This window comes from Scandinavium sp., assembly GCF_036271055.1.
In the GTDB taxonomy this organism is placed as follows: domain Bacteria; phylum Pseudomonadota; class Gammaproteobacteria; order Enterobacterales; family Enterobacteriaceae; genus Scandinavium.
Genome location: NZ_DATBBJ010000073.1, coordinates 359,236 through 372,044, shown reverse-complemented (window position 1 = coordinate 372,044; position 12,809 = coordinate 359,236). Strand labels below are relative to the sequence as shown.

General features: G+C 55.0%; 12 protein-coding genes and 1 pseudogene. 2 read left to right on the top strand and 11 right to left on the bottom strand.

The annotated features are described in order from the left end of the window. Positions 1 to 66: 66 nt before the first annotated feature. Positions 67 to 912: an N-hydroxyarylamine O-acetyltransferase gene (gene nhoA / locus VH187_RS15515; protein WP_329702337.1), complete on the bottom strand. Its 846-nt coding sequence runs from the start codon at positions 910 to 912 to the stop codon at positions 67 to 69. A gap of 151 nt (positions 913 to 1,063) precedes the next feature. Here nhoA and VH187_RS15510 point away from each other — a divergent pair, with 151 nt between their 5' ends. Continuing rightward, positions 1,064 to 1,636 carry a flavin reductase family protein gene (locus VH187_RS15510; protein ID WP_329702336.1) on the top strand — a complete coding sequence of 191 codons (573 nt, stop codon included), beginning with the start codon at positions 1,064 to 1,066 and terminating at the stop codon, positions 1,634 to 1,636. Positions 1,637 to 1,687: 51 nt separating this feature from the next. Here the strand turns inward: VH187_RS15510 and pptA are convergent, their stop codons facing one another. From pptA to VH187_RS15460, 10 genes and pseudogenes are all read right to left on the bottom strand, one after another. After that, positions 1,688 to 1,918, bottom strand: coding sequence for a tautomerase PptA (gene pptA, locus VH187_RS15505; RefSeq protein WP_329702335.1), 231 nt, complete (start codon positions 1,916 to 1,918; stop codon positions 1,688 to 1,690). 47 nt (positions 1,919 to 1,965) lie between these two features. Next, complete coding sequence (locus VH187_RS15500; protein WP_329702334.1) at positions 1,966 to 2,598, bottom strand: glutathione S-transferase family protein; 633 nt, start codon at positions 2,596 to 2,598, stop codon at positions 1,966 to 1,968. 47 nt (positions 2,599 to 2,645) lie between these two features. Continuing rightward, positions 2,646 to 3,494: a transporter substrate-binding domain-containing protein gene (locus VH187_RS15495; RefSeq protein WP_329702481.1), complete on the bottom strand. Its 849-nt coding sequence runs from the start codon at positions 3,492 to 3,494 to the stop codon at positions 2,646 to 2,648. A gap of 44 nt (positions 3,495 to 3,538) precedes the next feature. Further along, positions 3,539 to 4,315 (bottom strand): amino acid ABC transporter ATP-binding protein, encoded by a 777-nt coding sequence (locus VH187_RS15490; RefSeq protein WP_329702333.1) that lies wholly within the window; start codon positions 4,313 to 4,315, stop codon positions 3,539 to 3,541. Next, positions 4,299 to 5,222, bottom strand: a complete 924-nt coding sequence (locus tag VH187_RS15485) for an amino acid ABC transporter permease (RefSeq protein WP_329702332.1) — start codon at positions 5,220 to 5,222, stop codon at positions 4,299 to 4,301. Before VH187_RS15485 ends, VH187_RS15490 begins: the two co-directional genes overlap by 17 nt. Positions 5,223 to 5,231: 9 nt before the next feature. After that, positions 5,232 to 5,741: a GNAT family N-acetyltransferase gene (locus tag VH187_RS15480; protein WP_329702331.1), complete on the bottom strand. Its 510-nt coding sequence runs from the start codon at positions 5,739 to 5,741 to the stop codon at positions 5,232 to 5,234. A gap of 10 nt (positions 5,742 to 5,751) precedes the next feature. Next, positions 5,752 to 8,012: pseudogene (locus VH187_RS15475) on the bottom strand (NtaA/DmoA family FMN-dependent monooxygenase). Between the two features lie 40 nt (positions 8,013 to 8,052). Beyond that, positions 8,053 to 9,174: a M20 peptidase aminoacylase family protein gene (locus VH187_RS15470; protein ID WP_329702330.1), complete on the bottom strand. Its 1,122-nt coding sequence runs from the start codon at positions 9,172 to 9,174 to the stop codon at positions 8,053 to 8,055. Next, a complete protein-coding gene (locus tag VH187_RS15465; RefSeq protein WP_329702329.1) occupies positions 9,171 to 10,172 on the bottom strand; it encodes an LLM class flavin-dependent oxidoreductase in 1,002 nt (333 codons plus the stop codon). The genes VH187_RS15470 and VH187_RS15465 overlap by 4 nt, the downstream gene beginning before the upstream one ends. 179 nt (positions 10,173 to 10,351) lie before the next feature. Beyond that, the gene (locus VH187_RS15460) at positions 10,352 to 10,750 is read right to left on the bottom strand and encodes a (R)-mandelonitrile lyase (RefSeq protein ID WP_329702328.1); all 399 of its coding nucleotides are present in this window, start codon (positions 10,748 to 10,750) and stop codon (positions 10,352 to 10,354) included. 180 nt (positions 10,751 to 10,930) lie between these two features. On the opposite strand from VH187_RS15460, the gene hflK reads away from it, so the two are divergent. Beyond that, positions 10,931 to 12,805 (top strand): protease modulator HflK, encoded by a 1,875-nt coding sequence (hflK, locus tag VH187_RS15455; RefSeq protein ID WP_329702327.1) that lies wholly within the window; start codon positions 10,931 to 10,933, stop codon positions 12,803 to 12,805. Positions 12,806 to 12,809: the final 4 nt, after the last annotated feature.

Genomic DNA, 12,809 nt, shown 5'->3' with positions numbered 1-12,809 from the left:
CGTAAGCAACAAATCATACATTCTGCTCCTCTCCGCAATGGAGAGGAGCAAGTCAAGTGAAATAGATTATTTCCCCGCTTCCGCATGGGTATCAAATGCAGCCATCACCGCCGCCAAATCAGCCAGCGTGAAACCATTTTTCGGGTCATCCACGCCCTGCCCGAATTTATCCTGCAACAGTAAATACAGACTCTCTACGTCCGGCAGATTGATTTGCTCGACGGTATGGCCGTTTTCCTGATGGGTAAAATGGAAGTTGGTCAGCGTCAGTTTGCCGCCGTCCGGCAGATGACGGCACATCAACAGATGATGACGGAAATGCGACTGCGGCCAGTGTGCCGACCAGAAGTTACCCGCCACATAGTCAGAGAAATACTGCGGCACCAGGTCAAAGATATACATCGATTGCCAGCGATCGTGATGACGGAACTGGAGCGTCCAGTCGTTGCCCTCGTTCAGTAAACGATACACGCCGTGCGGCGTGGTTTGCTCTTTGTTGGCCTGCAATAAAATCGGTGCGGTCAGTGTTTGTCCGCCGAAACCGACGTCAGCAATCCAGCGTTCGCCCGCCAGTTCCACAACTAAAAGACGGTGCGTACGCGGCGGCATTTGTGGAGGATTCGACAACACCACACGCCCCAACACACTCCGCACATCAAAACCAATTTCACGCAACACGCGCTCAAACAAACCGTTTTGCTCGAAACAATACCCGCCGCGACGGGCAGCAATCAGTTTATCTTCAAGAGATGCGTCATCGAGCTGGATTTCACGCGGCAAGAGCACATCCAGATTCTCAAACGGAATAGTGCAATTGTGGCGCAGATGCAGCGCACGCAGGGTATCGATGTCGACAGCGGCGGTTTCTGTCCAGCTAAGACGGTCAAAATACGCGGTTAAAAATGGGCTCATACGGCCTCCATGCTTCAGATATAGTGTGTTTATAACGTATTTTTTTCGTCTGGCTGGCGTTTTTGTGCGGTCATTTTTACCGTTTGTGCGCGACCGCTATTTTCTGCGCCAGGAACAGGCTTTAATGCGAAAAATTATCAGGAGAATTGCTATGAGCCGTTTTCGTCCCGTGGAATTAAAACATGCCAGTCGCCTGCTCAATCACGGCCCGACCGTCTTGATTACCAGCTATGACGAGAGTATCGATCGCCGCAACATTATGGCCGCCGCATGGTCGATGCCGGTAGAGTTTGAGCCGCCGCGCATTGCTATTGTGGTGGATAAAAGTGCCTGGTCGCGGGAGTTGATTGAACGCAGCGGAAAATTTGGCATCGTGATCCCCGCCGTCGACGCGGCGAACTGGACCTACGCGGTGGGTAGCGTCAGCGGGCGCGATGAAGATAAATTCAACTGCTATGGCATTCCAGTCATACACGGCCCGGTTTTAGGTCTGCCGGTCGTGGAAGAGAAATGCCTGGCGTGGATGGAATGTAAATTGCTGCCCGCGACGGCGGCACAAGAGAAATACGACACGCTGTTTGGCGAAGTCGTCGCCGCCGCGGCAGACGAACAAGCCTTTATCGCCGGGCGCTGGCAGTTTAACGGCGACAGACGAAACACGCTGCATCATCTCGGAGCGGGGACGTTTGTGACCAGCGGGAAAATGGTTAAAGCGGCGGAGTGAGTAATAAGTTGCCCGACAGCGCACGCTTGCCGGGCAATCTACAGAGGATAGTTACAGACTGTAACCCGGTTTTTTAATCAACGTCTCAAGCTGAGGCGCGATTTCTGTATCCCAAACCTGCGATTTCCAGTCGGTCTCAGCGACCTGATTCAACGCGACGCTGATCGCGCCATCTTTACTGCCCAGATGACGGGTAATGGCTGCCGCAATGTCGGCCGCCAGCGCGGTTTTTTGTTCGTCGTTCAGATCACGGGGAAAGCATTTGATGTCTACGTGCGGCATGGTGGTCTCCTTATTGTGTTGCTTAAAACTATCACCTTCTCAGCGTCTTAATTGGCGTTTTGTGCAGTTAAGATGTCGTTTTTACGCAAAACGTTTTGCAGTTCTTCACGCTGAGCGATGTAGTCGGCAATGGCGCTAATCCTCGGTGTGTTTTCCGCAAACCACGCCGCACGGGGTCCCCAGGTTCTCATCACTACAATATAAGCATCGAGCAGCGTGACACTGTCACCCATTGCATACGGTCCCGCCAGTTGTTGATCCAGCCACAGGTACAGCGTTTTTCGGTAAGCAATACAACTGTTTTTCAACTGTTCCGGTGCATCTGGCGTAAAACGTTCCGGATAATCCGCGTAAGTGAAAGTCGGGTAGACATTCGCGACCAACCATACCAACAGACGCTGGAACAGATGCCGTTGCGGCATACCGATGGCCGGTGCAAGTTCTGGATGCTTATCGAGGATCATCAGCGCAATAGCCGCCGATTCAGTCATGATCGTCCCGTCCTCCAGGCGCAGCGTTGGCACCTGGCAAAGGGGATTGATTTGTTCAAGCACATCATGCTGAGGGCCCGGGCTGTCGAAGCCGTTCACATCAACAAAATGGTACGGCATGTCCGCCATCGTCAGCATCACTTCGCTGATTGCCGAGCCCCAGCCCGGCACACCATAGAGCGTTAACATACGTTGTTCCTCTGTGGATGCAGAAACAACAGTATGGACCCAAATGCTTAATAGGTGATCCCTGGCGGGTTCACGTCGGATTGTGCGACGCCTTCACCGTCTTCACCCCAACGGGCAAGAATGCGCGGCACGTCCCCACGGGCAATACCGCCATCGAGTGCCGCCTGTAAGGCATAAACCAGTTGGTTGCCTTTTTTAGTGGTGGTGGCGACAAAGGCTTTTTTCGGACCCAGACCGACCACTTTGGTTTTACCCGTTAACGCGGCTTTATAAGCCGAGACAGACTGTGGTCCAAAGAACACATCCGCGCGTCCGGACTGAATATACAAATTACCCGACGCATCATCGGTCAAATACACCGGCAATGCTGGCGCACGCCCTGCTTTCTCATTGATCGTGTTCCAGCCGAGCAAAATGCGCTCCTGATTAGTGCCGGAGCCGACAATCACTTTTTTGCCGGAGAGATCGGCCGGGCCTTTCACCGCCTGAATCGGGCTATCTGCTTTTACCGAAAAGGCCAGCGAATCGACGCGATAGGTGGCGAAATCGAACTTCTCTTTGCGCTGTTCGGTGACGGCAATGTTGACCAGCGCCACGTCATAACGCCCGGAGGTGATCCCAAGCGGCCAGTCTTCCCACGCCGTTGGCACCAGTTTCAATTTCAGGCCAAGACTGCCCGCCAGCAAACGGGCAATATCGGGGTCACTGCCGATGCGTGTGCGATTATCGCTGGCGAGTAGCGCCAGTGGAGGTGAATTTAACGCTGAAATGGCGACCGTCAGCGTACCGGGTTCAACGAATTTATAGTTTGCCGGGATCTTCGCGATCGCCTTTTCATCGCGCGTGACGGGCAACGGTTGTTCGTTGGCTTTCAGGTCGATGTGCCCTTCTGCCATCGCGCCGCTGGCGCAGAGCAATGCGCCCAATAATGTCCATTTCGTCATGACAGTACCTTCGATAAAAACTGACGCGTTCGCGGGTGTTGCGGGTGGTTGAGCACCGCTTCACTTTCGCCCTGTTCAACGATTTTTCCGTCGACCATAAACACGACTTGATCGGCCACTTCACGCGCGAAACCAATCTCATGGGTCACGACGACCAGCGTCGTACCGGAACGCGCCAGCGTTTTGATAACGTCCAGTACCTCTCCGACAAGTTCCGGATCGAGCGCCGAGGTCGGTTCATCAAACAGCATCACGCGCGGCCTCAACGCCAACGCCCGCGCAATAGCAATGCGCTGCTGTTGACCGCCGGAAAGATGCCGCGACCATGCATCGGCTTTGTTGCGTAATCCAACCACATCCAGCAATTCATAAGCGCGCTCAATCGCCTGTTTCTTGCTGAGCTGACGATGCGCCACCGGGGCTTCAATCAGGTTTTCCAGCACCGTCATGTGCGGGAACAGATTAAAGTTCTGAAACACATAACCCACGTTGACGCGCTGACGGAGGATCTCTTTCTCTTTAAGTTCATACAGCTTGTCGCCCTGTCGACGATAGCCGATGTAATCGCCGTCAATCTGGATAAAACCTTCGTCGACGCGTTCCAGATGGTTAATGGTGCGCAGCAGCGTCGATTTCCCCGAACCGGACGGGCCTAAAATCACCGTCACTGTGCCGGGTGGGATCTCCAGCGATACGTTATCCAGCGCCTTGTGACGGCCATAATATTTACTGACGCCGGTAATCGAAATATGGCCTTCAGGAGAGTTGAGCATGTGCGGCCTCCGGGGCAGTTGCAGGAGATGCAGGCGTTACGACGCGGCTGCGGTTGCTGTTCACAGCAGAGCGGCGTTCACTCTTCGCCAGCGCACGTTCCACCAGATACTGAATCGCGGAGAGGAAACTGGTGATCACCAGATACCACACCGCGCCCACCATCAGCAGCGGGATCACTTCCTGCGTGCGGTTGTAAATCATCTGGATGGTGTAAAACAGCTCCGGCATCGCCAGCACATAAACCATCGCTGTGCCTTTGGCGAGGCTGATAATTTCGTTGAAACCGGACGGTAAAATAGTGCGTAACGCCTGCGGCAGAATAATGCGCAGTGTACGCCGCCATGCAGGCAAACCGAGTGCAGATGCGGCTTCGTACTGCCCATGATCGACACCCAAAAAACCGCCGCGAATGATTTCAGCCGTATACGCGCTTTGCACCAGCGTCAAACCGACAACGGCGGTGGAGAACTGCCCCAGTACGTTGATGGTCTGGTAACTCACCCATTCGATACCGGTGAAGGGAATGCCGAGCGACAGCGTGTCGTAGAGATACGAAAAATTGTAGAGAACGATCAGCACCACAATCAGCGGGAGCGAGCGAAACAGCCAGATATACGCCCAGGCCAGGCTGCTGAGTAACCAGGATGATGAGAGCCGGGAAAGCGCCAGTACGCCGCCGAAAATCACGCTCAAAACCGTGCCGAGCAGCGTCAATAACAGCGTCTGTCCTAATCCTTCCAGAATCACCGGGTCAAAGAACCAACGAGCGAATACGCCCCATTCCCAGCGCGGGTTAAACGCTACCGACTGAACGACAATCGCCAGAATCAACAGCGCCACGCCGGCCCCGACAATCCGCAGCGGATACCGCGCTGGCACCACTTTGATGATCTCATTGCTTTTCATCGTCACTCCTCAGGCACTTTTGCTGAGCGCAGGAACCGCCAGCACTTTGGTGAACCGAAGGCGTCCGTCAAACGGCGGTCGGCTGTACTCTTCCGGATCACGGTTGAGATCGAATTGCGGCTGATAGCCCTGGCTCAAATACAAGCGCACCGCTTCTGGCTGGCGAAACCCGGTTGTCAGGTACATCTGGCTGTAACCGGCAAGCAGCGCCCTTCTTTCCAGTTCGGCGACAATTCGCCCGGCAAGCCCTTGCTGGCGTAGCGTCTTGTCGGTCCAGATGCGTTTGATTTCGGCCGTCTGAGCGTCATAGGGTTTGTACGCGCCGGTCGCGATGATCACCCCGTCACGTTCAAGTACGATAAATAGCCCCTGTGGGGCGAGATACCACTCGGTGTTTTCCACCTCGGCATCACGCGAGAAATAGTCGCCATAACGCGCGGCGTATTCGGCAAACAGACCGTTCAGAATCGGCTGGAGTTCAGCGTCTTCCGGCGAGACATCACGAAAGCGTTCGCTCATGGTGGGCTCCTTAATCGCCGAGTCCGGCAGGGTTCACTTCAGACTGCGGAATGCGCTCGACGCCTTCGCCCCAACGGTTCAGCACTTTGTCGTAATCGCCGTTTTTGATGACGCCATTCAGCGCCGTTTGAACGGGCTCAGCTAATCCGCTGCCTTTTTTCAGCGTTACGGCGATGTGTGCCGCCTTCGGCCAGCCGCCATCCACGCTGCCAACCAGTTTGGTTTTGCCGTTCAGCGCCGCTTTCCACGCGCCAATCACGTTCGGGCCAAAGAACGCATCTGCGCGCCCGGACTGTAACGCCAGGGTTTGTGCGGCATCGTCTTTGGTGTAAATCGGGGTGAACGGTTTTAAGCCTTTTTTGAGGTTTTCGGCATTCCACGCCAGTAGAATGGCTTCCTGATTGGTGCCGGACCCGACGATGATGTTCAGCCCGGCGATATCCGGCGCAGTTTCAATTTTGCTGATCTGACTGCCCGATTTAACGTAGAAACCGAGGGAATCTTTCCGGTAAGTCGCAAAATCAAACTTCTCTTTGCGCTCTTTTGTGACCGTAATATTGCTGACTGCGGCGTCATATTTGCCAGATGCCACGCCGAGCGGCCAGTCTTCCCATGAGGTCACGACGACGTTTAATTGCAGCCCAAGGCTGTCAGCGACAAGACGGGCGATATCCACTTCACTGCCGAGCAGCGTTTTATTGTCGTCAGAGAACACGGTCAGCGGCGGCTGATTCAGCCCTGCCACCGCGACGGTAAATTTACCCGGTACTGCCGGTTTAAACCCGGCTGGCAGTTGCGAAATAGCCGAAGGGTTTTTGTCGGTATTGACCGGTGTTTTATTGGCTTCGACGCTCACGCCCGTGCCGTTAATGGTGACGTCATTGGCCTGCGCCAGTCCGGAAAAAGCCAGCGCGATGGCAAGCAGCAGCGATGATTTTTGCATGGTGAAGTCTCTTATTTTTGTGTGAATTGATTGATGGGCAGCGACAAACCTAAGCTTTCACGCAAGGTGTGGCCGGGATAGTCGTGACGGAACAGACCACGCCCCTGGAGTACGGGCACAACGCGATCGACAAAGCGCGGGAAGGTATCCGGTGTGCCGCCCTGAATGATGAAACCGTCGGCGGCGTGGCTGTCGAACCACAGTTGCAACCCATCAGCCACTTCTTCGGCGGTGCCTGAAAAACGCGGGCGCGGGCTGGCAGCTTCCAGAGCAACCTGGCGCAGCGTCAAACCGTGTGTCTGCGCATTGCGTTTGATTTCATCGGTGGTGCTACGGAAGCTGTTCTGGCCTAAATTACCCAGTTCCGGGAACGGTTCGTCCAGCGGATACTGGCTGAAATCATGGTGCTCGAAATAACGTCCGAGATAATTAAGCGCGTCTTCAACGGACACCAATGCGGCGGTAGTCTGATATTGCTGCTCAACGTCATCGGCATCGTCGCCGACAATCACGCTCACGCCCTGGAAAATATGCAGTTGATCCGCACGGCGGCCGTGAGTTTCAAGCTGACTTTTCACATCCTGATAAAACACCTGCGCTTCGGCCAGCGACTCGTGATGCGTAAAAATGGCGTCAGCGTGCGTCGCCGCCAGTTTTTTCCCGTCGTCCGATGCACCGGCCTGAAATATGATCGGCCTGCCCTGAGGCGTGCGACCAATATTCAGCGGTCCGGCGACCTGGAAAAAATCTCCGTGATGGTCAATGGCGTGCAATTTAGTGGCATCAAAGAATTGCCCGCTTTCTTTATTACGTACAAACGCGTCTTCTTCCCAGGAATCCCATAGCCCTTTCACTACCTGCAAATATTCATCGGCGATGCGGTAACGCAGGGCGTGGTCCGGATGCTGCGCACGAGAGAAATTCTTCGCGGAGCCTTCCAGCGGCGATGTCACCACGTTCCAGCCTGCACGCCCGTTACTCAAATGATCCAGACTGGCAAACTGGCGCGCGGTGATAAACGGCTCGCTGTAGGAGGTGGATAAGGTGCCAACCAGGCCAAGGTGCTTCGTCACGCTCGCCAACGCCGATAATACCGTTAGCGGCTCAAAGCGATTTAAAAAATGCGGAATGGATTTCTCGTTGATATATAACCCGTCAGCAACAAAAATAAAATCCAGCTTCCCTTCTTCTGCTTTTAACGCCGTCTGTTTTACAAACTCAAAATTAATACTTGCGTCGGCCTGCGCCGCCGGGTGACGCCAGGCAGACATATTTCCTGAAGCCCCATGTAATATCGTGCCAAGCCGTAATTGCCGTGCTGAAGACATAATGACCCCTTACCCTGCCGGTAATATTAGAATTGCGTGATTAAATGTTGTGTAAGGCTTTTTCTGCCAGCGCGGCAAAATAATGTGCCGCTGGGGCAATCAACTTTTCATCCGGATTAAACGCCGGATGGTGTAAACCAAATTCACTGGCGCTGCCGATACTGACGAACGCACCCGGTATTTGCTGTAGATAGACGGCAAAATCTTCACCGCCCATATGCAAATCGGCCGTTGTAGTGCGGTAGCCCTCTTCGTCAGCAACGGACGTGGCAAAGTCTGCCCATTCGGCGGTATTCACCAACGCGGTTGGCCCCGCATGCCAGATGACGTCAATTTGGGCGTTAAACGCGCTGGCAAATCCGGCGGCAATTTCACTGACTCGCGCTTTGACCTGCTGCTGCACCTCGGTGCGATGCGTGCGCAGCGTGCCTTCCAGTTCGACATTTTCCGGCAACACGTTCCAGGTATTGCCGCCCTGAATCCGCGTCACGCTGAGCACCACCGAATCCAGCGTGTTTACCTCGCGACTGGCGACACTTTGCAACGCGCTCACCAGTTGACTGGCAAGCAAAATGGCGTCCTTTCCTTCATGAGGGCGGGCTGCGTGGGCGCCCTTTCCGTGTACTCGCACCACAAAGCGATCGACGTTGGCGTAAAACGCTCCGCCGCGAGTAGCAAAGGCGCCCACCGGCAGCCCAGGTTCGTTATGCATGCCGAAAATAGCGGAAACCCCTTCCAGCGCGCCCGCGCGGATCAGCGTTTTTGCGCCACCAAAACTCTCTTCGGCTGGCTGAAAAAGGATGCGTACGCGGCCGGGTAATTCCGCTTCGCGCGCTTTGAGCAGCAGCGCCGCACCGAGCATGACGCTGGTGTGAACATCATGTCCGCAGGCATGCATCACGCCCGCATTTTGTGAACGGAAGGCGACGTCAGTTGCTTCTTCAATCGGCAATGCATCGATATCTGCACGCAGGGCAATCACCTTTTCGCCTTTACCGATTTCTACCACCACGCCAGTTTTAAGCGCGTAAGGCAAAATAGTCAGTCCAGCGCTTTGCAGCCAGTCGCGAATGCGCGCCGTGGTAACGAACTCTTGCAGAGATAACTCAGGGAACTGGTGTAATTCACGACGCCAGGCAATCAACTGTTGTTCGAAGCTCATGACAGCACCTCCGCGCGGTTGAGCACCTCAGCCAGCAGACGTAACGATGTCAGTCGGGCTGCGCCTTCGGTAATCGGGGTGTCGATAATGAACTCATCCACACCGTAGTATTGATGCAACGCGTCAAGCTGAGCGCGTACCTGCAACGCAGTGCCGGCAATGAGAGAGGATTCGCGACGGACTATTTCCACCGCCGGGCTGCCCGCCTGATGCGCAAAGGCTTCCGCCTGCTGCTGGCTGGCAACCGACACACGCTGACCGTTTTCCAGCCGCACGCCCCACACTTCAACCTGCTCCGCCAGGGTTGACGCTTGTTCGGCATCCGCAGCCACAATAACCTGCACCGCGATAATGACGTTCCGCAGGCTGAGCGAGCGCCAACGAGTGATCACCTCACGCAGCAAATTTTTATCTCCATTGAGATGCGCGGCAAAAACAAAGTTCCAGTCCAGTTGCGCGGCAAGCTCTGCACTTTCGAGACTTGCGCCAAGCAGAAAGCCGTCCGGGCGTTGCGGCGGGATTGGCGTGGCAAGTACCGTGTCAGCGCTTTCTACGCGGGTCTGCGACAACCAGCTATCCAGTTGAGTCAATTGATCGGCAAAAGTGCCCTTGGCTTGTGGATCCACGCCTTGCTGCAACGCGCGAGTGGAATGCGGCAGGCCACCGGGTGCTTTCCCGACACCTAAATCCACCCGCCCCGGAGCCAATGAGGCCAACAGATTGAAGTTTTCCGCCACTTTGTACGGGCTGTAATGTTGCAGCATCACGCCACCAGAGCCGATACGAATGCGCCGCGTTTGCCCGAGCAGCCAGCCAATCACCACTTCCGGTGACGGACTCGCCAATTGCGGAGTGTTGTGATGTTCGGCAATCCAAAAACGGTGATAACCCCAGGCATCCGCTTGCTGTGCCAACGCCAGGGTACGCGCGAGCGCCTGAGATGCGGTCTCGCCATCCGCCAGTGGGCTTTTATCCAGAATACTGATTCGATAAGACATGTCGCAGGCTCGTTATGAGGAACATGTCTGCATTATTAGAAGGGGTTGCGCCGCATGAGAAACAATTTATTTACATTTGCTCAGCACAAAATTAGCTATCAACGTCTTTTCGTTGCGACAATTTTGGCAATAACGAGAGCGTAACGGTGACCCGCACGCTCACTCTTATCCACTGATTATTAGCGTCCGGCGTACTGTTCGTCGGTCACTTTCTCAAGCCAGGTCACGGGGGAGCCGTTCTCCGCTTCGGCAATAGCAATATGGGTCATTGCAGTGACGGAACTCGCGCCATGCCAGTGTTTTACGCCGGGCGGGATCCACGCAATATCCCCCTGATTAAGCACTTCTGCTTCTTTGCCCTCTTCCTGCAACCAGCCACGGCCCTGCGTGACAATTAGCGTTTGTCCTAACGGATGCGTATGCCACGCGGTACGTGCGCCGGGTTCAAAGGTGACGGTTGCCCCGCCCACTTTGGCCGGTTCTGTCGCCTGAAATGGCGCATCAATCCTCACTGTACCGCTAAACCATGCCTCTGGCCCTTTGACCGACGGCAGCGAACCACTACGAATAATTTTCATACATGCTCCTGTTTAAGGCTTTCTGGCGTGCGAATCGCTCCGACACATATTGACGCATCTTTGTGCCCTTTTGTCCCATATGTCACTTGTGATTTTCTTGTTATGTTATAACCTTTCTCCGTTTCTGTACTCACTGCCTGTTGCTACAGGCTGTCTTTTTGTCTTTTCGCTGGAGCCGTCATGGTGCCCAATCTTCAAAGTGAAAACACCCACCAGGAAACGCGTCTACGCTCTCGTCTATTATGGTGCCGATCGCTCGTCTGCATGCTGACGGGCGCTGCCGGTATTGCTTATATCTTGATGCAGTATAGTGACGTCCCTGAACCATGGATGGTTTTTTCCCGCCCCTTGATGGCCTCTTTGCTCTTGGCCTTTGCGGTCATTGAAAATGCGCTGCGCACGGTTTCCCCTCTTCCGCGTTCTCTCCCCCTGGATGAAAACGCCAGCGTGAAAACGCGCAAATTCGGTCCCGTCGTATTCACTCCGCGTATTGAATTGTGGCTTCACCATTGCCTTCAACTGGCGCTGACAGCGATAAGCGCCGCGCTGGCGATTTATCTCGTCTCGGATAATTTTTCTGTCGTCGCCACCCTTTCGGCACCCGACAATGGGCTGATTCTGGTCTGTACGCTGCTACTTGCCGCGTGCTTTGCGCTACTTGTTTGCGAAAGGATGTTGAGCCTGCGCCGGGTTCGCAGTTGGGGATTACAGTCAGCGACCGTAGGGTTGCTGCGAACGCTACTCAGCCTGTTCCTGCTGACGGCTGTTGCATTGCCAGTTTCCCGTTTTTCCCCGCAGGGTGCGTACTGGCTGATGTGGCTCGCAAGTTTAGTGGTGGTGCTGGTCGCCGCCGAGTTTCTGCTGCGCGCCCTTGCTGCAGCCTGCACCCTTCCGCATCCCGAGAAACAGCCGCCGTTCCTGACTCAAAGCCTGATCGCCGAACAGTACCGCTGGCCCCTGAGTCCGTTACTGCAACTGCGTAAAAAAATCGTTCAGCACTTTGGCGTTGATATCGGCAAGATCCAGGCTTTCCGCTTGATGGGCCAGCTTTTTCTGCCAGTGGTCTGCGGTATCGTCGTCGTCGGCTGGCTGGTCAGCGGCTTGAATGAAGTGTCTGCCGATAAGCGCGGTGTTTACGAACAGTTTGGTCGTCCGGTGAAAGTGCTTTCTCCCGGCTTGCATCTCGGCCTGCCGTGGCCTTTTGGGCGTGTGGTGTTTGTGGATTATGGCGCGGTCCATGAACTGCAACTCAGCGAAAAATCCTCCGTCGATGAACAGCCCGGCGTCAAAATCCCCAATACCATCGAAGGTCCTGCGCCGCAGGAAAGTTGGCGTTTGTGGGACAGCAGTCACCTGACCGACCAGGCCCAGATTATCGCCAGCGCCAACGGCGATAAACAGAGTTTCCAGATAGTAAACATGGACATTCGCCTGATCTGGCGCGTGGGGATGAGCGACGCTGATGCCATGAACAGCCTGTACCAGACAGACAATCTGTCCACAACGCTGCAGCGTATCGCCCGCCAGGTGCTGACCCAGTATTTTGCCCATCAACAACTGGATGCGTTGCTGAATGAACAACGCGCCACAATGTCGACGGCACTGAATACGGAAATCCAGAAGCGATTGAACGCACTCAATATCGGGGTGGAATTGCTGAACACTCGCATAGAGTCCATTCATCCACCGGCTGGCGCGGCCAATGCCTATCACGGTGTGCAGGCCGCGCAAATTACGGCGAATGCCCAGATTGCCCGGGAACGAGGTTATTCAGCTTCGCAGGCTAACGATGCACAGCGAAAAGCGACTACGGCGATTGATGCTGCCACTGCAACGGCCAATGAGTTGCAGGCGCAGGCCAATATTGCCCTGACCCGTTACAGCGCCGAGCACAACGCCTGGGAAATTAACCCGGAAGCGTATCTCAACGAGCGTCGTTATCAGACCTACAGCAAAGCGCTGGCGAACACGCCGCTGCTGATACTGGATAGCCAGGTCGCGGGTAAAAACCAGTCGATTCTCGATTTGCGCCAGTTTTCTCAACCTTCCCGATAGCACT